The organism is Comamonas odontotermitis (assembly GCF_014207855.1).
GTDB classification, from domain to species: domain Bacteria; phylum Pseudomonadota; class Gammaproteobacteria; order Burkholderiales; family Burkholderiaceae_C; genus Comamonas; species Comamonas odontotermitis_A.
The window spans coordinates 1-21,519 of the sequence record NZ_JACHKZ010000041.1 but is presented as its reverse complement, the minus strand read 5'-3'; the positions used below and the strand labels follow the sequence as shown (position 1 = coordinate 21,519).

Annotated in this window: 22 protein-coding genes and 5 tRNA genes; 17 read left to right on the top strand and 10 right to left on the bottom strand. The window is 58.6% G+C overall.

The annotated features are described in order from the left end of the window. Window positions 1-101: 101 nt before the first annotated feature. Genes lipA through HNP33_RS19600 form a run of 3 tightly spaced genes read right to left on the bottom strand, consistent with a single transcriptional unit; the run spans window position 102 to window position 2,170 of the window. Window positions 102-1,100, bottom strand: a complete 999-nt coding sequence (gene lipA, locus HNP33_RS19610; protein WP_184711547.1) for a lipoyl synthase — start codon at window positions 1,098-1,100, stop codon at window positions 102-104. Window positions 1,101-1,108: 8 nt separating this feature from the next. Continuing rightward, window positions 1,109-1,801: a lipoyl(octanoyl) transferase LipB gene (gene lipB / locus HNP33_RS19605; protein ID WP_184711546.1), complete on the bottom strand. Its 693-nt coding sequence runs from the start codon at window positions 1,799-1,801 to the stop codon at window positions 1,109-1,111. 57 nt (window positions 1,802-1,858) lie between these two features. Next, on the bottom strand, window positions 1,859-2,170 hold the full coding sequence (locus HNP33_RS19600) for a DUF493 family protein (protein WP_184711545.1): 312 nt from the start codon (window positions 2,168-2,170) through the stop codon (window positions 1,859-1,861). A 216-nt stretch (window positions 2,171-2,386) separates the two neighbouring features. Between HNP33_RS19600 and HNP33_RS19595 the strand changes: the two genes are divergently transcribed. From HNP33_RS19595 to HNP33_RS19555, 9 genes are all read left to right on the top strand, one after another. Then, window positions 2,387-2,851, top strand: a complete 465-nt coding sequence (locus HNP33_RS19595) for an ATP synthase subunit I (protein WP_184711544.1) — start codon at window positions 2,387-2,389, stop codon at window positions 2,849-2,851. Window positions 2,852-2,881: 30 nt separating this feature from the next. Next, window positions 2,882-3,745 carry a F0F1 ATP synthase subunit A gene (gene atpB, locus HNP33_RS19590; RefSeq protein ID WP_184711543.1) on the top strand — a complete coding sequence of 288 codons (864 nt, stop codon included), beginning with the start codon at window positions 2,882-2,884 and terminating at the stop codon, window positions 3,743-3,745. A 52-nt stretch (window positions 3,746-3,797) separates the two neighbouring features. After that, on the top strand, window positions 3,798-4,046 hold the full coding sequence (atpE, locus tag HNP33_RS19585; RefSeq protein ID WP_021025615.1) for a F0F1 ATP synthase subunit C: 249 nt from the start codon (window positions 3,798-3,800) through the stop codon (window positions 4,044-4,046). Between the two features lie 35 nt (window positions 4,047-4,081). After that, entirely contained in the window at window positions 4,082-4,552 is a 471-nt protein-coding gene (locus tag HNP33_RS19580; RefSeq protein ID WP_184711542.1) for a F0F1 ATP synthase subunit B, read from the top strand. Between the two features lie 12 nt (window positions 4,553-4,564). Further along, window positions 4,565-5,113 (top strand): F0F1 ATP synthase subunit delta, encoded by a 549-nt coding sequence (locus tag HNP33_RS19575; protein ID WP_184711541.1) that lies wholly within the window; start codon window positions 4,565-4,567, stop codon window positions 5,111-5,113. 42 nt (window positions 5,114-5,155) lie between these two features. Beyond that, window positions 5,156-6,715, top strand: a complete 1,560-nt coding sequence (gene atpA, locus HNP33_RS19570) for a F0F1 ATP synthase subunit alpha (protein ID WP_184711540.1) — start codon at window positions 5,156-5,158, stop codon at window positions 6,713-6,715. Between the two features lie 18 nt (window positions 6,716-6,733). Then, window positions 6,734-7,603, top strand: a complete 870-nt coding sequence (atpG, locus tag HNP33_RS19565; protein ID WP_184711539.1) for a F0F1 ATP synthase subunit gamma — start codon at window positions 6,734-6,736, stop codon at window positions 7,601-7,603. A 35-nt stretch (window positions 7,604-7,638) separates the two neighbouring features. Next, window positions 7,639-9,042 (top strand): F0F1 ATP synthase subunit beta, encoded by a 1,404-nt coding sequence (atpD, locus tag HNP33_RS19560; protein WP_184711538.1) that lies wholly within the window; start codon window positions 7,639-7,641, stop codon window positions 9,040-9,042. A gap of 74 nt (window positions 9,043-9,116) precedes the next feature. After that, a complete protein-coding gene (locus HNP33_RS19555) occupies window positions 9,117-9,533 on the top strand; it encodes a F0F1 ATP synthase subunit epsilon (RefSeq protein WP_184711537.1) in 417 nt (138 codons plus the stop codon). 246 nt (window positions 9,534-9,779) lie between these two features. Here HNP33_RS19555 and HNP33_RS19550 read toward each other — a convergent pair whose 3' ends face one another. The 3 genes from HNP33_RS19550 to HNP33_RS19540 all read right to left on the bottom strand — a co-directional run bounded on the left by HNP33_RS19550 (window position 9,780) and on the right by HNP33_RS19540 (window position 11,824). After that, on the bottom strand, window positions 9,780-10,292 hold the full coding sequence (locus HNP33_RS19550) for a TPM domain-containing protein (RefSeq protein ID WP_184711536.1): 513 nt from the start codon (window positions 10,290-10,292) through the stop codon (window positions 9,780-9,782). Beyond that, on the bottom strand, window positions 10,292-11,092 hold the full coding sequence (locus HNP33_RS19545) for a TPM domain-containing protein (protein ID WP_325064965.1): 801 nt from the start codon (window positions 11,090-11,092) through the stop codon (window positions 10,292-10,294). The genes HNP33_RS19550 and HNP33_RS19545 overlap by 1 nt, the downstream gene beginning before the upstream one ends. 120 nt (window positions 11,093-11,212) lie before the next feature. Further along, window positions 11,213-11,824 (bottom strand): LemA family protein, encoded by a 612-nt coding sequence (locus HNP33_RS19540; RefSeq protein ID WP_221452142.1) that lies wholly within the window; start codon window positions 11,822-11,824, stop codon window positions 11,213-11,215. Window positions 11,825-12,001: 177 nt separating this feature from the next. On the opposite strand from HNP33_RS19540, the gene HNP33_RS19535 reads away from it, so the two are divergent. Next, window positions 12,002-12,568 (top strand): DUF2946 family protein, encoded by a 567-nt coding sequence (locus HNP33_RS19535; RefSeq protein ID WP_184711534.1) that lies wholly within the window; start codon window positions 12,002-12,004, stop codon window positions 12,566-12,568. 68 nt (window positions 12,569-12,636) lie between these two features. Here the strand turns inward: HNP33_RS19535 and HNP33_RS19530 are convergent, their stop codons facing one another. From HNP33_RS19530 to HNP33_RS19515, 4 genes are all read right to left on the bottom strand, one after another. After that, complete coding sequence (locus HNP33_RS19530; RefSeq protein ID WP_184711533.1) at window positions 12,637-13,488, bottom strand: c-type cytochrome; 852 nt, start codon at window positions 13,486-13,488, stop codon at window positions 12,637-12,639. A gap of 190 nt (window positions 13,489-13,678) precedes the next feature. Next, window positions 13,679-15,127 (bottom strand): efflux transporter outer membrane subunit, encoded by a 1,449-nt coding sequence (locus HNP33_RS19525; protein ID WP_184711532.1) that lies wholly within the window; start codon window positions 15,125-15,127, stop codon window positions 13,679-13,681. Further along, window positions 15,120-18,362 carry an efflux RND transporter permease subunit gene (locus HNP33_RS19520; protein ID WP_184711531.1) on the bottom strand — a complete coding sequence of 1,081 codons (3,243 nt, stop codon included), beginning with the start codon at window positions 18,360-18,362 and terminating at the stop codon, window positions 15,120-15,122. The genes HNP33_RS19525 and HNP33_RS19520 overlap by 8 nt, the downstream gene beginning before the upstream one ends. 15 nt (window positions 18,363-18,377) lie before the next feature. Then, window positions 18,378-19,688 (bottom strand): efflux RND transporter periplasmic adaptor subunit, encoded by a 1,311-nt coding sequence (locus HNP33_RS19515; protein WP_233464619.1) that lies wholly within the window; start codon window positions 19,686-19,688, stop codon window positions 18,378-18,380. A gap of 225 nt (window positions 19,689-19,913) precedes the next feature. On the opposite strand from HNP33_RS19515, the gene HNP33_RS19510 reads away from it, so the two are divergent. From HNP33_RS19510 to HNP33_RS19480, 7 genes are all read left to right on the top strand, one after another. Further along, window positions 19,914-20,534 carry a TetR family transcriptional regulator gene (locus HNP33_RS19510; protein WP_184711529.1) on the top strand — a complete coding sequence of 207 codons (621 nt, stop codon included), beginning with the start codon at window positions 19,914-19,916 and terminating at the stop codon, window positions 20,532-20,534. An 82-nt stretch (window positions 20,535-20,616) separates the two neighbouring features. After that, window positions 20,617-20,692 (top strand) — tRNA-Arg (locus HNP33_RS19505). Between the two features lie 88 nt (window positions 20,693-20,780). Beyond that, a tRNA-Arg gene (locus tag HNP33_RS19500) sits at window positions 20,781-20,857 on the top strand. Window positions 20,858-21,010: 153 nt separating this feature from the next. Continuing rightward, window positions 21,011-21,096, top strand: a tRNA-Tyr gene (locus tag HNP33_RS19495). 51 nt (window positions 21,097-21,147) lie between these two features. Further along, window positions 21,148-21,221, top strand: a tRNA-Gly gene (locus tag HNP33_RS19490). Window positions 21,222-21,259: 38 nt separating this feature from the next. Continuing rightward, a tRNA-Thr gene (locus HNP33_RS19485) sits at window positions 21,260-21,334 on the top strand. Window positions 21,335-21,400: 66 nt separating this feature from the next. Further along, the coding region (locus HNP33_RS19480; protein WP_229470601.1) for a GTP-binding protein at window positions 21,401-21,519 on the top strand (119 nt) is incomplete at its 3' end.

Sequence of the window (21,519 nt, the reverse complement as noted above, 5' to 3'; positions counted from 1 at the left end):
TCGGCGTGGTATGACGCTTTTAAGCGCCGTGCGTGAGCTCGAAGTAGTTCAGTTTTTCGCATCACTTCGATATTTTCTCAACTACTTCGAGATTTTCTCATTTACTTCGAGTCATTGACATACACCCCAGCCGCATGGGCCTGCTGATCGGCATGGTAGCTCGATCGCACCATGGCGCCGACGGCTGCGTGCGTGAAGCCCATCTTGTAGGCCTCTTCCTCGAACATCTTGAAGGTGTCAGGGTGCACGTAGCGGCGCACGGGCAGGTGGCTGTTGGACGGTGCCAAGTACTGGCCGATCGTCAACATGTCGATGTTGTGGGTGCGCATGTCGCGCATCACCTGCAGGATCTCTTCATCCGTCTCGCCCAGGCCCACCATGATGCCGCTCTTGGTGGGTACGGTGGGGTGCAGCTCTTTGAACTTCTTGAGCAGATTTAAACTGAACTGGTAATCAGAGCCCGGACGTGCTTCCTTGTACAGGCGAGGCGCGGTTTCCAGGTTGTGGTTCATCACGTCGGGCGGCGCGGCTTTGAGAATCTCGAGCGCGCGGTCGTCGCGGCCACGGAAATCGGGAACCAGAATCTCGATCTGCGTGGTGGGCGAGAGTTCGCGGATGTTCTTGATGCATTCGACAAAGTGGCCGGAGCCGCCGTCGCGCAGGTCGTCACGGTCCACGCTGGTGATCACCACGTACTTGAGGCGCAACTGGGCAATGGTCTTGGCGAGGTTCAGGGGCTCGTTCACATCGAGCGGGTCAGGGCGGCCGTGACCTACGTCGCAGAACGGGCAGCGGCGCGTGCACTTGTCGCCCATGATCATGAAGGTAGCGGTGCCTTTGCCGAAACATTCTCCGATGTTTGGGCAACTGGCTTCTTCACAGACGGTGTGTAGCTTGTTCTCGCGCAGGATGTCCTTGATCTCGTAAAAGCGCGTGGTGGGGCTTCCGGCCTTGACGCGGATCCATTCGGGCTTTTTGAGCAACGGCGCCTGCTCCACCTTGACGGGGATGCGCGAGAGCTTGGCGGCCGCTTTTTGCTTGGCCAGCGGGTTGTAGTTGTCGGCAGATTGCGCTTCGCGCACGACTTCGTTGGTACTCATGGCAGGTCTCACGGGGATAGGCGGGTGGACAGCTCGCTGGCCAAAATGGCGGCGACTTCATCCCACTGTGCATCGACGCCTATTGTAGAAAGATCGACGGTTTGCAGCCCCGCATAGCCGCAAGGGTTGATGCGGTGGTAGGGTTCCAGATCCATTTTCACGTTCAGCGCGACGCCATGGTAGGTGCAATGGCGGCTGACCTTGATGCCCAGCGCCGCAATTTTCCCCAGGCCATCAAACACCGGCTCAGGTGCAGGTGTGCCCGGTGCGCGCATTTGTGGGCGCTGGGGCAGTAGTGCATGGGACGAGGGGTCATCAAGCCGCACATAGATGCCAGGGGCGCCTGCCACGCGATGCCCTGTCACACCGAGTTGTACAAGGGTGCGGATGACGGCCTCCTCCAGGCGGAAGACGTACTCTTTGACGAAGTACCCGGCTTGCTGCAAGTCGATCAAGGGATAGGCCACAACCTGTCCCGGGCCATGGTAGGTGACCTGACCACCACGGTTGGTCTGCACCACTGGTATGTCGCCGGTATGCAACAGGTGGCTGGGCAAGCCCGCCAGGCCTTGGGTAAATGTGGCAGGGTGCTCACAAATCCATAGCTGGTCGCGCGTATCGGGAGTACGCTGTGCCGTGAACTGCTGCATGGCCTCAACAGTTGCGGGGTACTCGGCCAGGCCTAAAAAACGGGTCTGCATGGGCAAGAGGGCGGCGGCAAGGGGCCGACAGGGTTCGCGCAGGTGACAGGGCTGCGCTTAGAGCACAACCTTGACCATGGGGTTGGAAGTGAGCGCCATATACAGGCTGTCCAGCTGTTCACGGCTGGTGGCGGTGACAGTAATCGTTACGCCGAGGTACTTGTCTCCGGCACTTGGGCGCAGCTCTATCTTGCTCGCATCGAAGAAAGGGTCGAACTGCTTGGCAATGGTGGTGACCGTGTGGACAAAGCCGTCCTGGTTAAGCCCCATCACCTTAATCGGAAAGTCTGAGGGGTATTCGATCAGCGAATCCTTGTGCGGATCGTCGCCATTTTTTGGAGTGTTGGAAGGTGTTTCAGAAGAGGTCATTTTGCTATTAAAACAGAAGCTTGAAGGGTACGAACGGTCAGCAGGAGTGCCGTCTTTGGCATCGGAATTCTGTAAGGCTAATCTTACAAAAAACAAGCTTGTGTAAACGCACTCGCGCAGCAAAAAACCAAGCGCCTGCGAAAACGCTTTCCGATTCCAACGGGTTTATCCTTATAATCGCAGGCTTTGGCTGGTGTTGTTCTAGGGGCAGACTATATGACTACAAGTGCTCCAGGAGATGAACATGCGGCCGAAGAGCCGGACTTCAAGCCCCTGACTGCCGAAGAAGCAGCGGAGTGGCGCAGACGCAATCCATCGGTGTCGGTGGGGCGCGTTGTGAAGTGGCAGCTGGTGGTCGGGGTTGTGCTTGCTGCATTGGTGGGCCTGATCACGCAGCGGGCCGGGTGGTTGTGGTCGGTAGCATATGGCGCGGCGGCGGTAGTAATACCCGCTGCCCTTTTTGCACGTGGGCTACGGATGCAACTAGGGGCTGGGCAGGAAAATCTTGCCATGGTTCGGTTCTTTGGCTTGGAGATCGCAAAATTGGTATTGACCGTGGTGCTGCTATTGCTGGCGCCGCTGGTGGTGCCGGGGCTCAACTGGTTGGCGCTGGTGTTGGGCCTGGTTGTGGTGATGAAGACGTACTGGTTGGCGCTGTGGCTGCTGACCAGATCCGAATAACAGTTTGTATTTGAGAAGAAGAGTTGTCCGATGGCAGCAGACGCGAATGCACCCACTGCAAGTGAATACATCGTTCACCATTTGCAGCATCTCCAGAACATCAAGCAAAAGTCGATCATCGACTTTTCGGTGGTCAACCTCGACTCGGTCACTGTCAGCGTGATCCTGGGCCTGCTGGGCATCTTTGTGATGTGGTTGGCAGCGCGCAAGGCCACGTCGGGCGTTCCAGGCCGCTTCCAGGCTGCCGTGGAAATGCTGGTTGAGATGGTGGACAACCAGGCCAAGGCCAATATCCACAATGCCCAGTCGCGCAAGTTCATCGCTCCGCTGGCGCTTACCGTGTTCGTCTGGATTTTCCTGATGAATGCCATGGACATGCTGCCTGTTGATCTGCTGCCCTTGCTGTGGCAGGGCGCTACTGGCGACCACCACGCCTACCTGCGTGTAGTGCCGACGGCCGATCTGTCGACCACGCTGGGCCTGTCTACCGCCGTGCTGATCCTGTGCCTGTACTACAGCGTCAAGATCAAGGGCGTGGGCGGTTGGGCGCACGAGTTGGTCTCCGCACCATTTGGCACCTCCAAGAATCCCTTCTTTGCCGTGATCCTCGGCATTGTCAATCTGCTCATGCAGATCATTGAATACGTTGCCAAGACCGTGTCGCATGGCATGCGACTGTTCGGCAACATGTACGCTGGTGAGTTGGTGTTCATGCTGATTGCCCTGATGGGTGGCGCAGCGGCTATGTCGCTCTCTGGTGTGTTGCTCCCCGTGGGGCACATCATTGCAGGCACGATCTGGGCAATCTTCCACATTCTGGTGATTACTCTGCAGGCCTTCATTTTCATGATGCTGACGCTGATTTACCTCGGCCAGGCGCATGAAGCTCACTAACTGTTCCCTTTCCTTTTTCTCTTAACCTTTCTTTTTTATCTCAGGAGTCATCATGGAAAACGTTCTCGGTCTCGTCGCTCTGGCTTGTGGTCTGATTGTTGGTCTGGGCGCTATCGGCGCTTCGATCGGTATTGCTCTGATGGGTGGCAAGTTCCTGGAATCGTCGGCACGTCAGCCTGAGCTGATCAACGAACTGCAAACCAAGATGTTCATCTTGGCTGGTCTGATCGACGCTGCATTCCTGATCGGTGTTGCTATCGCCCTGCTGTTCGCTTTCGCCAACCCATTCCAACTGGCCTAAGCTCCGATCAACGCCGTAGATAGAAAGGTGTTGCCGTGAGTATTAACGCGACCCTGTTCGTTCAGGCCATTGTCTTCTTGATTCTGGTGCTCTTCACGATGAAATTCGTGTGGCCACCTATTGCCAAGGCGTTGGATGAGCGAGCAAAGAAAATCGCCGATGGTCTTGCTGCTGCCGATAAGGCAAAGTCCGAGTTGACAGCTGTGAACAAGCGCGTTGAGGAAGAACTTTCCGCAACCCGCAATGAAACAGCGTCGCGTATCGCGGACGCAGACCGTCGTGCCCAAGCAATCGTCGAAGAGGCCAAGTCTCGTGCGACCGAAGAAGGCAACAAGATCATTGCAGCTGCACGCGCTGAAGCCGAGCAGCAAGTGATCCAGGCGCGCGAATCGCTGCGCGAGCAAGTTGCCGCTTTGGCCGTCAAGGGTGCTGAGCAGATTCTCCGCAAGGAAGTCAATCCAGCGGTCCACAGTGATTTGCTCAATCGCCTGAAGACTGAGCTGTAAGGAAGCAACGAAATGGCAGAACTCGCCACCATTGCCCGTCCTTACGCTGAAGCCTTGTTCAAGGCTTGCACTGACAAAGGTGCAAGCCTGAGCGAAGCCCTGTCTTGGACGGACGAACTGGCGGCGATTGCCGCCGATCCGGAAATGCGCCAACTGGCCGACAATCCCAACGTCACCAATGATCAGGTGGTCGATGTGATGGCTGGTGTATCGCTGGCACGCGGCTGGGCCTTGTCAGACCTGGCTCGCAACTTCCTGCGCACGTTGGTGGAAAACCGCCGTCTGGAAGCCTTGCCAGAAGCGGCCAAGCAATTTCGATCCCTGGTGAACCATGGAAATGGTTCATCGGATGCGCTGGTGTACAGCGCCTTCCCCATGGATGACTCCGCTTTGAATGCGTTGGGCGCCGTGCTGGAAAAACGCTTTGGCCGCAAACTGAATCTGAGCACCGCGGTGGACGAATCGCTGATTGGCGGTGTCCGTGTCGTGGTGGGCGACGAGGTGCTGGACACTTCCGTCAAGGCCCGTCTGGAACAAATGAAAGCAACCCTCACTGCGTAACGCAGATCGAGGATTCGGCTAAACAATGAAAAGGAAAGAGTGATGCAACTCAATCCCGCAGAAATTTCTGAACTGATCAAGAGCCGCATTGAGGGTCTGTCAGGCAATACCGATATCCGTAACCAAGGTACGGTGGTGTCGGTGACCGACGGTATCGTGCGCGTGCATGGTCTGTCCGATGTGATGGCTGGCGAAATGCTGGAGTTTCCAGCAGGTGCCGATGGCCAACCTACCTATGGTCTGGCGCTGAACCTGGAGCGCGACTCCGTGGGCGCCGTGATCCTGGGTGAGTACACCCACATCTCTGAAGGCAACATCGTCAAGTGCACTGGCCGCATTCTGGAAGTGCCCGTCGGCCCCGAGCTGGTGGGCCGCGTGGTCAATGCCCTGGGTCAGCCCATCGACGGCAAGGGCCCGATCAACGCCAAGATGACCGACGTGATCGAAAAGGTTGCGCCTGGTGTGATCGCACGTCAATCCGTGGATCAGCCTCTGCAATCGGGTATCAAGTCCATCGACGCCATGGTGCCCGTGGGCCGTGGTCAGCGCGAGCTGATCATTGGTGACCGCCAGACCGGCAAGACCGCTGTGGCAATCGATGCGATCATCAACCAGAAGGGCCAGGGCGTTGTCTGCGTGTACGTAGCCATCGGCCAAAAGGCTTCTTCGGTGAAGAACGTGGTGCGTGCGCTGGAGCAAGCGGGCGCGATGGAATACACCATCGTCGTGGCTGCTACCGCTTCCGAATCTGCAGCAATGCAGTACGTGTCGGCTTACTCCGGCTGCACGATGGGCGAATACTTCCGCGATCGCGGCGAAGACGCGCTGATCGTGTATGACGACCTGTCCAAGCAAGCTGTGGCTTACCGCCAGGTTTCGCTGCTGCTGCGCCGCCCACCAGGCCGTGAAGCTTTCCCTGGCGACGTGTTCTATCTCCACAGCCGTCTGTTGGAGCGCGCCGCTCGCGTGAACGCTGATTACGTTGAAGCCTTCACCAAGGGTGAAGTCAAGGGCAAGACCGGTTCGCTGACGGCACTGCCCATCATCGAAACCCAGGCGGGTGACGTGTCGGCCTTCGTGCCTACCAACGTGATTTCGATTACCGACGGCCAGATCTTCCTGGAAACCAGCCTGTTCAACGCCGGTATCCGTCCTGCTATCAACGCCGGTATCTCGGTGTCCCGCGTGGGTGGTGCTGCTCAGACGAAGCTGATCAAGGGCCTGTCCGGCGGTATCCGTACCGACCTGGCACAGTACCGTGAACTGGCTGCGTTCGCGCAGTTCGCTTCTGATCTGGATGATGCAACCCGCAAGCAACTGGACCGTGGTGCCCGCGTGACCGAGCTGCTCAAGCAGCCTCAGTACAGCCCACTGCCCGTCGCTCTGATGGCCGCTTCGCTGTTTGCCGTGAACAAGGGTTTCATGGACGACATCGACGTCAAGAAGGTGCTGCCTTTCGAACACGGTCTGCACCAGTTCCTGAAGACCAGCTATGCTGCTTTGGTGGACCGCCTGAACGAGAAGAAGGCTTTCGACAAAGAAGGCAAGGACGAAGCTGAACTGACTGCAGCCATCACTGCATTCAAGAAGTCCTTCGCTTAAGCCGGGCGAGGAGTCATCATGGCAGCAGGCAAGGAAATACGCGGCAAGATCAAATCGGTGGAAAACACCAAGAAGATCACCAAGGCCATGGAAATGGTTGCTGCATCCAAAATGCGCAAGGCGCAGGAGCGGATGCTGGCAGCCCGACCATACAGCGAAAAGATTCGCGCAATTGCAGCTCACCTGAGCCAGGCAAACCCCGAGTATGTTCACCCCTTCATGGTGTCGCATGACGCCAAGAAGGTGGGCATGATCGTGGTGACGACTGACAAGGGCCTGTGCGGCGGCATGAACACCAACGTGCTGCGTGCCGTGACGAACAAGCTCAAGGACCTGCAATCCGCGGGTGTCAGTGCAGAAGCCGTCGCCATTGGCAGCAAGGGCCTGGGCTTTCTGACGCGCGTGGGCGCCAAGGTGGTGGCCAACGCCACCGCCCTGGGCGACACGCCGCATCTGGATGCGTTGATCGGCCCCGTCAAGGTATTGCTCGATCAGTACGCTGAAGGCAAGCTGAGCGCGGTCTATCTGTGCTACACCAAGTTCATCAATACGATGAAGCAAGACTCGGTCGTCGAGCAGTTGCTGCCCCTGTCGCAAGAAGCGATCCAGGGTTCGGCACCGGCTTCCCACGGCTGGGACTATATCTACGAGCCCGATGCGCAAAGTGTGATCGACGAGCTGCTCGTGCGTTATGTGGAATCGCTGATCTATTCAGCCGTTGCAGACAACATGGCTTCCGAGCAGTCTGCCCGCATGGTGGCCATGAAGGCCGCTACCGATAACGCCGGCAACGTCATCAACGAGTTGAAGCTGGTCTACAACAAGACGCGTCAGGCTGCGATTACGACCGAACTGTCGGAAATCGTCGCAGGCGCCGCCGCTGTGTAACACAGCTCGACTGAAATCAATATTGGAGCAACGAAATGGCTCAAGTACAAGGCAAGATTGTTCAATGTATCGGCGCTGTGGTGGACGTTGAGTTCCCACACGGCCAGGTACCTAACGTGTTTGACGCACTCAAGCTCGAAGGCACTGCGCTGACGCTGGAAGTGCAGCAGCAGCTGGGCGACGGCGTGGTGCGTACCATTGCACTGGGCTCGTCGGACGGTCTCAAGCGCGGCCTGATGGTGACCAACACCGGCAAGGCGATTACCGTGCCCGTGGGCAAGGCAACGCTGGGCCGCATCATGGACGTGCTGGGTAACCCCATCGACGAGCGCGGCCCCGTGGACCAGACGCTGACCGCTTCCATCCACCGCAAGGCTCCTGCATACGACGAACTGTCGCCTTCGCAGGAACTGCTGGAAACCGGCATCAAGGTGATCGACCTGGTGTGCCCGTTTGCCAAGGGCGGCAAGGTGGGTCTGTTCGGTGGTGCCGGTGTGGGCAAGACCGTGAACATGATGGAGCTCATCAACAACATCGCCAAGGCGCACAGCGGTCTGTCCGTGTTCGCCGGTGTGGGTGAGCGTACCCGTGAAGGTAACGACTTCTACCACGAAATGTCGGACGCCGGTGTGGTGAACCAAGAGTCGTTGAACGACTCGAAGGTGGCCATGGTGTACGGCCAGATGAACGAGCCGCCAGGCAACCGTCTGCGTGTGGCGCTGACTGGCCTGACCATGGCTGAAGCGTTCCGTGACGAAGGCAAGGACGTGCTGTTCTTCGTGGACAACATCTACCGTTACACCCTGGCCGGTACCGAAGTGTCGGCTCTGCTGGGCCGTATGCCTTCCGCAGTGGGCTACCAGCCTACGCTGGCCGAAGAAATGGGCCGTCTGCAAGAGCGTATCACCTCGACCAAGGTTGGCTCGATCACCTCGATCCAGGCTGTGTACGTGCCAGCTGACGACTTGACCGATCCGTCACCTGCCACCACCTTTGCTCACTTGGACTCCACCGTCGTGCTGTCCCGTGACATCGCATCGCTGGGTATCTACCCCGCTGTGGATCCGCTGGATTCGACCAGCCGCCAGCTGGACCCCCAAGTGGTGGGTGAAGAGCACTATGCCGTGGCCCGCCAGGTGCAGGGCACGCTGCAGCGCTACAAGGAACTGCGCGACATCATCGCGATTCTGGGTATGGACGAACTGGCTCCCGAAGACAAGCTCGTCGTGGCCCGCGCTCGCAAGATCCAGCGCTTCCTGTCGCAGCCTTTCCACGTGGCCGAAGTGTTCACGGGCGCTCCAGGCAAGTACGTTCCGCTGTCGGAAACCATCCGCGGCTTCAAGATGATCGTGAACGGCGAGTGCGATCACTTGCCCGAGCAAGCCTTCTACATGGTTGGCACGATCGACGAAGCCATCGAGAAGGCGAAGAAGATCTAAGGCCCGTGCCGGGCAGTGTTCGCAAGATTGCTGCCCGCCCCGGACGTATTTCTTTTTCACTCTGAGGATCAAAGATGAACACCTTCCACGTTGATGTGGTCAGTGCTGAAGAATCCATCTTCTCCGGTGAAGCCCGCTTTGTGGCTCTGCCTGGTGAAATGGGCGAACTCGGTATCTATCCCCGCCACACGCCGTTGATCACCCGCATCAAGCCGGGATCGGTGCGCATTGAGAAGACCGACGGCGCTGAAGAGTTCATCTTCGTGGCCGGTGGCATTCTCGAAGTGCAGCCTGATCGCGTGACCGTGCTGTCCGATACCGCTGTGCGCGGCAAGGATCTGGACGAGCAAAAGGCGGTTGAAGCCAAGCAAAAGGCAGAAGAAGCCGTCAAGAACGCCAAGGGCGAGCTTGATCTGGCCAAGGCACAATCCGAGCTGGCCGTCATGGCGGCGCAGATTGCAGCACTGCAAAAATTCCGCAAGAAGCGTTGATCAGCGCCTTTGTTGCATCTACAAAAAGCCACCGCATGCGGTGGCTTTTTTATGGCTGTGTAGATACTGGAAAACAGCACCGGTGAGCCCGAAGGTCACGCATGGGGCGAGCGTTCGGCTAAAGGCTAAGGGCTAAAGGCTAAGGGCTAAAGGCTAAAGGCTAAAGGCTAAAGGCTAAAGGCTAAATCAGTGTTTTGTGTTTATTTATCAAGCGCTTAATGCTGTGAAAATATAGTTTTAGCGAGGTCAGCGAACAATGGGAATATCCGGCAGCTCATTGTCTGCTACTGCAGACTGGCGAGGAAAATTCTGCTCCAGCAACTGCGACACCTGGGTGATGGCCTTTTTCAGAGCCTCTTCGTACAGGCCGCCACGCAAATCGCCAGCCAGGCCTGCAATGATGCTGTGCCACTGGGCCGTATCCACACGGCGCGCAACAGCCCGGTCTGCGACGATTTCGATGGCGTGCTCGGTCAACAGCAGATAAATGAGCACGCCATTGTTGTGTTCGGTATCCCATACGCGCTGCTTGCTGAATTCCATCACCGCCCGCTCTCGCGCTGGCGCATCACGGCGGATATAGCTCCAGGGCAAAGCGGTTTCCACATACACGCGGATCTGTCCAGTATGCATGGCCTCTGATGCCGCAATGGCTTGTGCAATGCGCTCGCGTGCTGCCTGCGGCAAAGCGTAGGAGGCATCACGGTCCAGAATGCGGTGGCGCAACTGACGGCCAAGACGTTGAAGCCAACTACCCATCACCAGCTCCCCGACGCGCCGCCGCCGCCAAAGTTACCACCACCGCCCGAACTGAAGCCTCCGCCCCCACCGCCAAAGCCTCCACCCCCGCCAAATCCTCCGCCGCCAAAGCCGCCCCCACCACCGGTAATGACGCTGCCGGGGCGCAGGCCACCGGTCAGGAGCACCATGAACAGGGCGACGATTCCAGCTCCCACGCCAATCAGCAGACTGGCCGTGAGCATGGTCGCCACCACGCCAGCAACACCGCCGGTGACCAGGGAGCCAAAGCCGCGGCCCAGCAGGGCACGCAGAAAGCCTCCACCGATCATGACAATCACGAAAAAGAAGATCAACAGCTCACCCACATCCATGGAGGAGGCTGCCGATTTGCCCTGACGCTGCTGGGGTTGGCGGGCAGGCGCGGGCAGTGCTTCGCCTTTGATGAGTGCGCTGATTTGGCCTACTGCAGCCGATAGCCCCGCACCATAGTTGCCCGCTTGGAAGGCAGGCTTCATGGCTTCGTCAATGATGCGTGCTGCACGCAGGTCGGGAATGGGGCCTTCGAGGGTCTTGGCCACTTCAATACGCATGCGCCGGTCGTCTTTGGCGACGATGATCAGGAGGCCGTCGCCAATATCCTTGCGACCAATTTTCCAGGTGTTGGCCACTCGGTTGGCGTAGGCTGCGATGTCCTCCGGGGCGGTGGTAGGCACCATCAACGCAATCACCTGCGAGCCGGTGTCCTGCTCCAGCTGCTTCAGCTGGGCCTCGAGGTTGGCGGTATCTTGCGCGCTCAGGGTTGCTGTCTGATCGATCACATGTGCAGTGAGCGCAGGAACTGGCAACACTGCTGCATGCCCCAACCAAGGCAAGAACGCTACAGTAAATATAGCTATAAAGCGTTGCAGAGCGCGCGCAATAAGCACTTTTTTCCTTGATTACTTCTTGTCGGTCGAGAAATCAACCTGTGGTGGCTGTGAAATCTGAGCTTCGTTCTGCACCGTGAAATTGGCCTTGGGCTGGTAGCCCATGACCTTGGCCGTCAGATTGGTGGGGAACTGGCGGGCCAACACGTTATAGGCCTTGACGGTGCCGATATAGCGGTCGCGCGCAACAGCGATGCGGTTTTCCGTGCCCTCCAGGGTGACGCGCAGATCGCGGAAGGCCTGGTTGGCTTTCAGGTCAGGGTAGCGCTCGGCCACCACCATCAGGCGCGACAGCGCGCTGGAGAGCTCGCCCTGCGCCTGCTGGAATTTGTTGAATGCTTCGGGATTGTTGATCAGCTCGGGCGTGGCCTGGATTGAAGTGGCTTTGGAGCGCGCCTCAATCACCTTGGTGAGCGTGTCCTGCTCAAAATTGGCTTCGCCCTTGACCGACGCGACAATGTTGGGCACCAGGTCGGCACGGCGCTGGTATTGGTTGAGGACTTCGCTCCAGGCCGCAGTGGATTCTTCGTCCAGCCGCTGGAAATCGTTATAGCCGCAGCCCGTCAGTACCACGGCTGCTGCCACCATGACCATCAGTCGCTTGATTGTATTGATCGTATTCATTGTGCATTCCCTATTGGATGTGGCCCGATGTTCGCTGCAAGTTGATGCGTTGACAAGGCGCCCATTGTGACAAAGATTGTCGGGGCGGTTTGTCAGCGATTATTGATGGTCATGTGTATGGCCCCGGTTCCCACAACCGCTGGCCGCGCTACCATGGGCCCATGAAACGAGATTGCAATGGATGACATCGTCAAACAAGCCATGGCCAAATGGCCGAATGTTCCGGCTTGCTACGGCTGGCTCGGGCTGGACGCGCGTGGCAACTGGTGGCTGCGCGATGCGGTTGCGCAGGCCGCAGGCGGCTTTGCCAGTGGCGCGCCAGGGGCCAGAGGTTCACGGATCGAGCATGTGAAGTTGGCCGAGTTCATCGGCCGCAACTACCTGCACGATGCGCGCGGTTGCTGGTATTTTCAGAACGGGCCGCAGCAGGTGTTTGTGGAACTGGAGGCGACGCCATGGATCTGGCGTGTGCAGATGCAGGCGGGAGAGGTGCGTATCCACAGCCATACCGGCACTGCCTTGCCGTCGGCAGACGTGCAACAAGTTTTGGTGGATGAAGGGGGTATGGTGTACCTGGTTGCATCAGCCGGTATGGGCATGGTGCATACACAGGATGTGCTGGACGTCTCGGCCGCGCTAGACGCCGGCCTGCTGCCCGCTGCGGATGAAGTTCGGCGAGAGACTTTGGCTCAGAACTATGGTTTTGTAAGTTCTCCCGCCCAACTGGCAAGCGCCGCCAGCTAGAGTAGCGGGCATTGTCAGGCAAGAAAAAACCGGCCTGGGCCGGTTTTTGCATCTGGTCGCGTGGATGACTACTGCGCGTGATCCACCATGTATTGCACGGCAGCGCGGATTTCATCGTCCGAGGCGGAAGAGCCGCCGCGGGGTGGCATGGCGCCTTTGCCTGAGATGGCAATTTTGACCATGTTGTCGATGCCCTGCGCCACAAAGGGTGCCCAAGCGGCCTTGTCGCCAAACTTGGGAGCACCGGCTACGCCAGCTGCATGGCAGGCAAAGCAGGCTTTGTCATACAGGCCCTTGCCGTCCGCCGCTGCAGTAGCCGCGGGCGCTGCCGCAGCGGCTGGCGCAGCAGGTGCAGCCTGAGGTGTGGGGGCTGCTGGCGTTGCCGCGGCTACTGGGGTAGCAGCACCGCTACCGCCTTCGGCGGCAGGGCGCTCGGGAACGGGAAATTTGGCACCAGCCGCATTGGCCATATAGACCACGCCTCGTGCAATTTCGGTGTCGTCAAAATCACCGCCACCCTGTGGCGCCATGGCGCCCTTACCGGCGAGGGCCGAATGTACCAAGGCGTCCAGCCCTGTCTTGAGGCGAGGAGCCCAGGCTGCGGCATCTTCAAATTTGGGAGCACCGGCTGCGCCCGTGGAGTGGCACGCTGCGCACTGCACCTTGAAGACTTCTTCACCGGAGCGCAGTGGCCGGTTGGCGTCGCGGATCTCGACCGAGCCCACTTTCTGGATACGGGCAGCGACCAACGCGGGTTCGTCCACTGCGCCGGCGCCGGGCTTGTTGGCGGAGGTGACATACATCACCAGGCCGATAATGGCAAAAACGGGGATCACGAATGCAAAGATCACCGTCCACAAAAGCTGCTTGGGTGTCTTGATGGGGCCGGTGTGTGCTTCTTCGTGCTGGATGTCGCTCATTACGTCCTCAAATTCTTCGTGGCTTGTTGTTCATCGTGCAGAGGCCAAAATCATTATATAGAGGGGCTTTGCTTTGTAACCTACGGGCTAGCCCCAGCGTTGTTTCGATCACACCCCCACCCTACAGGGGTAAAAAAATGGCCTGCCAGTATCGGCAGGCCATTGTGCGGCAGACAGGCTGTAGCAGTGCTTATGGTTTGCCAGCAATAGGAGCCGCCTGGGAGACAGCTGTTTTGGCATCTGCTGGTACCCCATCCGTCCAGCCGCCACCCAGGGCCTTGTACAAGGCGACCTGGTTCTGCAGTTGCGCCAGGCGCACTTGCACCACTGCTTGCTGCAGTGCAAACAGCGAGCGCTGTGCATCCAGCAGATCCAGATAGTTTGCAACGCCGTTGATGTAACGCAAATCAGACAGCTTCAGGCGAGCGGATTCGGCTTCTACCTGGGCTTCCTGTGATTGCAATTGATCGGCCAGCGTTTGTCGGCTGACCAGCGAATCGGAGACCTCGCGGAATGCCGACTGGATGGCCTTTTCGTACTGGGCTGCTGCAATCTTCTTCTGTGCCTCTGCCACTTCCAGGTTCGCCTGGTTGCGGCCCGCGTTGAAGATGGGCAGGTACAGCGAAGGAGCGATGGTAAATCCCTTGGACTTGGAGTCGAACAGGTCGGACAGCTCGGAGCTGGCAAAACCGGCATTGGCCGTCAGCGAGATGTTGGGATAGAACAGCGCACGTGCTGCACCAATGTTTGCATTCGCTGCAATCATGCTTTGCTCGGCCTGGCGAAGATCCGGGCGGCGCAGCATCAGATCCGAAGGCAGACCAGCGGGCACATCGGCCATCACGGGCAGATCGCTCAGGCGCTTGCCCTGCAGGCTGGTCAGCAGCTCTTGCGGAGGCGTCTGGCCCAGCAGCAAGGTGAGCGCATTGGCGTCCAGGGCGCGCTGGCGCGTCTGCTGAGCCAGCGTGGCTTTGGCGCTTTCTGTCAGGGATTGCGCCTGGCGGTAATCCAGCTCCGAAGCCACGCCTGAATCCAGGCGCAGCTTGGTGAGCTTGATCGATTCCTGGCGGGTCTCCAGAGTGCGGCGCGAGAGGTCCATCAGCTCTTCGTCGGCCTGCAGCGCGAGCCAGGTGCTGGCTACCGAGGCCACGAGGCTGATCTGCGCAGCCTTGCGGCCTTCTTCCGTCGCCAGGTACTGCGCCAAAGCCTGTTCCTTCAGGCTGCTGATACGGCCGAAGAAATCGATTTCCCAGCTTTGGATGCCGACGCCTACGCTGAAAGCGTTGCCGTAGCTGCCTGTGATCTGGTTGCGCTGCCGGGTGGCAGCTGCAGACACACCGACCTCTGGAAACTGCTGCGAACCCTGCACCTGGTACAGCGCGCGGGCCTGCTCGATATTGAGCACAGCCACCCGCAGATCGCGGTTGTTGTCCAGCGCAATCTGGATCAGCTGCTGCAAGCGCGGATCGGTGAAGTAGTTCTGCCACGGAATGTCCGCCGCCGCCTGCTGGCCCTGCGTGGAGGCCACCGGGTACTGATCCGCCACTGGGGCGGCCGTCTTGTCCAGCGCAGGAATCAGCGAGCAGCCAGAGGCCAGCAGCGCCGCTGCCAGCACGGTAGGAATGAGTTTCTTATTCAAAACGAGGTCCTTTCCCCGTTGCGGAGTTCATGTCTTCTTGGTTCATCACTGCGGAGTGCGAGACGGGGCCAGGCGCTGGTGCCGATGGCGAGGCGCCGCCATGAGGGCCGGAGCCATCCTTGCCATTTTTGCGGCCAAACAGCCGGAACACTTCCACAAAGAACACCGGAACCAGGAACACAGCCATGAAGGTGCCGATGATCATGCCCCAGAACACGCCCGTACCGATTTCATGCTGGCTGACCGCGCTCGCGCCCGATGCGATGTAGAGCGGTACCACGCCAAGAATGAAGGCCAGCGAGGTCATCAGAATCGGACGGAAACGCAGGTGACCGGCTTCCAGTGCAGCATCCAGCGCGCTCATGCCCTGGTCGTGCAGATCCTTGGCGAATTCCACGATCAGAATGGCGTTCTTGGCCGACAGACCAATCACGGTGATCAGCGCCACCTGGAAGTAGATGTCATTGGGCATGCCGCGCAGGTGCATGCCCCCCACTGCTCCCAGAACACCCAGCGGCACCACCAGCAACACGGCCAGTGGAATGCTCCAGCTTTCATAGAGTGCTGCCAGGCACAGGAACACCGCCAGGATCGAGAACGCATACAGGATCATGGCCGACGAACCCGCCTTCTTCTCATCGAGCGACTGTCCGGTCCACTCATAGCCAAAGCCTTGCGGCAGTTCGGCAGCGAGCTTCTCCATCTCGGCCATTGCCTGGCCACTGGTGTAACCAGGTTTGGCCTGGCCGGTAATGCTCATGGATGGATAGCCGTTGTAGCGCGACATCTGCATCGGGCCGGTGACCCACTTGGCGGTTGCCAGCGTGGACAGTTCGACCAGCTTGCCATCGGCATTGGGCACTGTCAGCTTCATCACGTCTTCCGGTTGCATGCGGGTTGCGGCATCGGCCTGAATGGTGACGCGCTGCATATATCCCTTGTTCGGGAAGTCTGTAGAGTTGACCGAGCCCAGCGCGGTGGACAACGTGGTGGCGATGTCACCCATATTGACCTTTTGCGCATAGACAGCGTCGCGGTTGATGTCGACTTGCCATTGCGGAGCATCTTCCACGCCATCAAAGCGCACACCGGTGAGGATGGGGCTCTGGCTCGCTTTGCCGATCAGCTCGTTGCGGGCCTGCAGCAGGGCTGCATGACCGTTGTTGCCACGATCCTGCAGTCGGAAGGTGAAGCCGTCGCTGTTGCCCAGTTCGGGGATGGAAGGCGGCACCAGCGTATAGATGAAGCCATCGCGCAGGCCCATCATGGCGCCCAGCGCCTTGCCTGCAAACGACGTCGCATCCGAGCCCGGCGCCGTGCGCTCCGACCAGTCCTTGAGCGTGGTGAAGGCCAGGCCCATGTTCTGTGCCTGCCCCGAGAAGCTGAAGCCCAGAATGCTGACGATGTGCGCGGTTTCAGGCTGCTTGAGCACGTAGTCTTCCAGCTGCGACATGGCGCCGCTTGTGCGCTCCTGCGTAGCGCCTGGCGGCAGTTGCACCAGCGAGATCACGTAGCCCTGGTCTTCCGTTGGCAAGAACGCTGTAGGCAGCGCCTTGAAGCCGAACACCACGCCAGCAATCACTGCGGCATACACCAGGAAAGCCAGAATGGTGCGCTTGACCACGCCAAGCAAAGTCTTCTGGTAGCCCTTGGTGGCCTTGCCGAACATGCGGTTGAACCAGTTGTAGAAGGGGCCCAGCAAGCCGGTCTTCTTGTCATGCGCATGGCCCTTGGGGATGGGCTTGAGCATGGTGGCGCACAGCGCAGGCGTCAGGGTCAGCGCAAAGAAGCCGGAGAAGAAGATCGAGATCGCCATCACCAGCGAGAACTGGCGGTAGATGTTGCCGGTAGCACCCGAGAACATGGCCAGCGGAATGAACACCGTCACCAGAATCACAGTAATACCGACCACTGCGCCCTGGATCTGGCCCATGGCCTTGATGGTTGCTTCCTTGGGTGAAATGCCTTCTTCAGACATGATGCGCTCGACGTTTTCCACCACCACGATCGCATCGTCCACGACGATACCGATCACCAGAACCATGGCAAACATCGACAGAATGTTGATCGTCAGCCCCACGCTGTACATCACCGCAAATGCGCCCAGCAATGCGATGGGCACCACGATTGTCGGGATCAGGGTGTAGCGGATGTTCTGCAGGAAGATCAGCATCACGATGAACACCAGCACAATGGCTTCAAGCAGGGTGTGGATCACCTTCTCGATCGAGATCTTCACGAATTTCGATGTGTCATATGGAGCAGACCATTTCACGCCAGCAGGCAGAAAGGATTCGAGCTCGCCCATCTTGCTGTAGACCTCTTTGGCCGTTGCCATGGCGTTTGCCGTGGAGGTGAGCTGAACCGCCAATGCGACAGCAGGCTTGCCATCGAGGCGCGAGTTGAAGCCGTAGCTCTCGGCACCCAGCTCCACCCGTGCCACATCCTTGATGCGCACCGTGGAGCCATCGGAGTTGGAGCGCAGCACCACGTTGCCAAACTCTTCCGGCGTGGTGAGTTGGCCAGGCACCACGATGGTGGCATTCATGTTGGTGCCCGGCAGGCTGGGCGTGTCGCCCAGCGAGCCACCCGAGATCTGCTGGTTCTGCGCGGCGATGGCTGCGTTGATCTGGGCAATCGACATGTTGTAGCCCTGCAGCTTGGTCGGATCGACCCACACACGCATGGCGCGGCCCGATGCAAACAGCTGTGCCTTGCCAACGCCGTTCAGGCGCTGGATTTCGGGCAGAACATTGCGATTGACGTAGTCCGAGATTTCATCGCGTGAGGTCTCCCCGGTCTCTGACTGGAAGGTCAGAATCATCAGGAAGTTGCTCATCGACTTGTCGACGCGCACACCCAGCGATTGCACGATGGTCGGCAGGCGTGGCGTAGCCCGGGCCAAGCGGTTCTGCACGTCCACCTGGGCCAACTCAGGGTTGGTGCCGGGCGCGAACGTCACGGTCAGCGTACCGCTGCCGGTGGCAGAGGCAGAGGACTCCATGTACATCAGGCCTTCGGCGCCATTGATTTCACGCTCGATGAGTTGCAAAACCGAATCGGTCAAGGTCTGTGCTGTGGCGCCGGGATAGGCGGCCGTCACGGTAATCGTTGGAGGCGCAACCGATGGGAACTGCGCCACCGGCAGGCGGGTGATGGACACGATACCTGCGAGGACCACGAAAATCGCGATCACCCAAGCAAAGATCGGTCGGTGAATAAAAAACTTTGACATGCAGCTGTGTCCTGTTTATTTGCTGGATGCAGCGTTGTTGTCGGCTTCGGCCGAGGCCGCTGGCTTGTCCGCAGGAGCGGCTGCATCCGCCGGTTTTCCATTGCCGCTGGATGCTTGTGCAGGCTGGCTGCCCGGCTCCTTCCATGGCACGGGGGTTACCTTCTTCGCACCCATGCCCAGCTTGATGAAGCCGTCAATCATGACCTTGTCGCCCGACTTCAGGCCATCTGTCACCACCCAATTGGTTCCCTTGGACTGGCTGATCTGAACGGGGCGCGGTGCCACCGAACCATCTTCGGCCACCACCATCACGGTATTGCCCTTTTCGTTGCGGGTGACAGCTTGCTGAGGAATCAGCACCGCGTTGTCGACCTGGGCTTCTTCGATATGCACGCGCACATACATGCCGGGAAGCAGCATGCCATCAGGGTTGGGCAACTCAGCGCGTACGCTGACCTGGCCGGTCGTGGGGTCCACCGTCAAATCAGTGAACAGCAGCTTGCCTTCCTGGGCATAGGGACGACCATCATCGGTATAGACCTTGACCTTGGCGGCGTTATCACCTGCCTTGGCCAGCTTGCCCGAGTTCAGCGCTTCGCGCATGCGCATGATGTCGGAGGACGACTGCGTGATGTTCACATAGAGAGGATTGATCTGCTGAATGACAGCCAGCTCGGTCACCTGGCCCTGGCCCACCAGCGCACCTTCGGTCACTAAGGCACGGCCGATGCGGCCCGAAATAGGCGCGGTGACCGTGGCATAACCCAGGTTGATGCTGGCATTGGTGACAGCCGCCTTGCCGGCAGCAACCTGCGCCTGGGCGGCTTTCTCGTTGGCCACGGCCACGTCATAGTCCTGCTTGCTGATGGCGTTGGCTTCCACCAGCGGCTTGTAGCGGCGCGCGGTAGAGGCAGCCTGTGCCAGCGTGGCTTGGGCCTGGGCCAATGTCGCCTGGGCGCTTTCGAGGCTGGCGCGGTAAGGTGCATTGTCGATCTGGAACAGCACCTGGCCCGCCTTCACATCAGAGCCTTCTTTGAAGGTGCGCTTTTGCAGGATGCCTGCAACGCGTGCGCCCACCTGTGCAACGCGGAATGGCTCCAGGCGGCCAGGCAAATCCGATACGACGGGAATGCTCTCGAGCTTGACGGTCAGCACGCTCACTTCCGGCGGTGGAGGAGCGCCCTGAGGCGAGTGCTGTTCTTGTTTCTTGTCGCCGCAGGCAGCCAAAACAAGCGCTGCAGCCAAGGTGAGGGCAAAGGTGCTGGATTTCATACGTTGGCGAGAGGTTTGCGGTCTTTTGTCAGCGGCTTGGTGTGCTTCATACATTGGCTGCATGAAAGTCCCTTCGGAAGGTGTGAAATGAAAGAGGTGAACCGCGTAGGATTCGGCGGGAATTGCCTGTGGTTAGTGGAATGCTATCTTCAATTCCCAGAAAAATGCTCCGCAATTATACATACATGCAGAAATGTATAATAGAGCTTATTTTTAAAACTTTCATTGCCTGCAGCGAGACACTGGGGGCAATGCGCTACAGGAACGGACGAGCAGAGCATGGCCCGGCGCACAAAGGCAGAAGCGGATGAGACGCGCACCAAGCTGTTGGATGCAGCAGAAGAGGTTTTTTTTGAAAAAGGCGTAGCGCGCGCGTCGCTCAACGAAATCGCGCAACGCGCAGGCGCTACGCGCGGTGCGGTGTACTGGCATTTCAAGGACAAAGTGGATGTCTTTACCGCGGTGCTGTCGCGCATCTGCACTCCATTCGAGGAAATCTGCGATGACAAGTACGGCGAACTCTCGCCGCTTGCGCGGATTCGCCGCTCCATCTATGCAGTGTTTGACAGCATGGACTCAGATGAGCGGCGGCGCAAGGTATTTGACACGGCGCTCTTCAAACTGGAGTACGTTGGCGAGCTGGAAAGCGTTCGTGAAGGGCATGTGGAGAGCTCTGAGTGTTCGCAGCGCAAGTTTGCGGATGACCTGACGCTGGCTGCGATGGAGCAGGGCGTGGTGATGCCCATGACGCCTGCCGAGGCGGCGCTTGGCTTGCATTCATTGTTTGTCGGGCTTATCCATGGCTGGGTGCTGAATGAAGGCAACTTCCAGCTGCGCAGAATTGGAGAGCTGTCGGTGGAGGCTTATCTGGCAGGTCTGGGCTTTCGGCAGGAAGCTTGATGGCGTGATGGGCGATGCAGGTTAAACAGCCTGCATCCCGTGCCATAATTGACGGATTGCTGAAAGGCAATTGTGTATATGCGCGGCTGTAGCTCAGTGGATAGAGTATTGGCCTCCGAAGCCAAGGGTCGTGGGTTCGATCCCCGCCAGCCGCGCCAAGTCCCATCCGCCTGCACTGGTAAATCTGGATTGACTTGGGTGTAGTTTTGAATTTGTGTCCAAATCTACGCTACAATACGCAGCTTAGCGGCTGTAGCTCAGCTGGATAGAGTACTTGGCTACGAACCAAGGGGTCGTGGGTTCGATTCCTGCCAGCCGCACCAAAAAATGAAAAGCCTCAAGTGTCATCTTGAGGCTTTTTTATAGATTGAAGCACTGTTTCGGGTTTGTTGGGGTTGCGGCCCTTGAAGAAATTTGCGAGAAATCGGAATTTTCTAAAAACTGCCAAAAACAATGCTACAATCTAGTTCTTCTTCGGAGGGGTGCCCGAGTGGCTAAAGGGGGCAGACTGTAAATCTGTTGGCTTACGCCTACACTGGTTCGAATCCAGTCCCCTCCACCAGAAATGGTTGAAGAAGCAGCTTTGCGGCAATTGCGTTTGTTCGTAATTGATGCGGGAGTAGTTCAATGGTAGAACCCTAGCCTTCCAAGCTAATGACGCGGGTTCGATTCCCGTCTCCCGCTCCAGTTTGCAGTAAAGCGATGCTGTTGCAATTTTAAAAATTGCCCATGTGGCTCAGTGGTAGAGCACTCCCTTGGTAAGGGAGAGGTCGGCAGTTCGATCCTGCCCATGGGCACCATATTTAAGTGCGCACGGTTCTGGTTGCGCTATATCCCTCTAGGTTTAGGTTTTTTCGGAGTCAAGAATGGCAAAAGGAAAATTCGAGCGCACCAAGCCCCACGTGAACGTGGGCACCATCGGTCACGTTGACCACGGCAAGACCACCCTGACGGCTGCTATCGCCACCGTTCTGTCCAAGAAGTT

Excerpts from the sequence above, each read along its gene's own strand:
- lipA (WP_184711547.1), bottom strand. The coding sequence starts at position 1,100 with ATGAGTACCAACGAAGTCGTGCGCGAAGCGCAATCTGCCGACAACTAC.
- lipB (WP_184711546.1), bottom strand. The coding sequence starts at position 1,801 with ATGCAGACCCGTTTTTTAGGCCTGGCCGAGTACCCCGCAACTGTTGAG.
- HNP33_RS19600 (WP_184711545.1), bottom strand. The coding sequence starts at position 2,170 with ATGACCTCTTCTGAAACACCTTCCAACACTCCAAAAAATGGCGACGAT.
- HNP33_RS19595 (WP_184711544.1), top strand. The coding sequence starts at position 2,387 with ATGACTACAAGTGCTCCAGGAGATGAACATGCGGCCGAAGAGCCGGAC.
- atpB (WP_184711543.1), top strand. The coding sequence starts at position 2,882 with ATGGCAGCAGACGCGAATGCACCCACTGCAAGTGAATACATCGTTCAC.
- atpE (WP_021025615.1), top strand. The coding sequence starts at position 3,798 with ATGGAAAACGTTCTCGGTCTCGTCGCTCTGGCTTGTGGTCTGATTGTT.
- HNP33_RS19575 (WP_184711541.1), top strand. The coding sequence starts at position 4,565 with ATGGCAGAACTCGCCACCATTGCCCGTCCTTACGCTGAAGCCTTGTTC.
- atpA (WP_184711540.1), top strand. The coding sequence starts at position 5,156 with ATGCAACTCAATCCCGCAGAAATTTCTGAACTGATCAAGAGCCGCATT.
- atpG (WP_184711539.1), top strand. The coding sequence starts at position 6,734 with ATGGCAGCAGGCAAGGAAATACGCGGCAAGATCAAATCGGTGGAAAAC.
- atpD (WP_184711538.1), top strand. The coding sequence starts at position 7,639 with ATGGCTCAAGTACAAGGCAAGATTGTTCAATGTATCGGCGCTGTGGTG.
- HNP33_RS19555 (WP_184711537.1), top strand. The coding sequence starts at position 9,117 with ATGAACACCTTCCACGTTGATGTGGTCAGTGCTGAAGAATCCATCTTC.
- HNP33_RS19550 (WP_184711536.1), bottom strand. The coding sequence starts at position 10,292 with ATGGGTAGTTGGCTTCAACGTCTTGGCCGTCAGTTGCGCCACCGCATT.
- HNP33_RS19540 (WP_221452142.1), bottom strand. The coding sequence starts at position 11,824 with ATGAATACGATCAATACAATCAAGCGACTGATGGTCATGGTGGCAGCA.
- HNP33_RS19535 (WP_184711534.1), top strand. The coding sequence starts at position 12,002 with ATGGATGACATCGTCAAACAAGCCATGGCCAAATGGCCGAATGTTCCG.
- HNP33_RS19530 (WP_184711533.1), bottom strand. The coding sequence starts at position 13,488 with ATGAGCGACATCCAGCACGAAGAAGCACACACCGGCCCCATCAAGACA.
- HNP33_RS19520 (WP_184711531.1), bottom strand. The coding sequence starts at position 18,362 with ATGTCAAAGTTTTTTATTCACCGACCGATCTTTGCTTGGGTGATCGCG.
- HNP33_RS19515 (WP_233464619.1), bottom strand. The coding sequence starts at position 19,688 with ATGTATGAAGCACACCAAGCCGCTGACAAAAGACCGCAAACCTCTCGC.
- HNP33_RS19510 (WP_184711529.1), top strand. The coding sequence starts at position 19,914 with ATGGCCCGGCGCACAAAGGCAGAAGCGGATGAGACGCGCACCAAGCTG.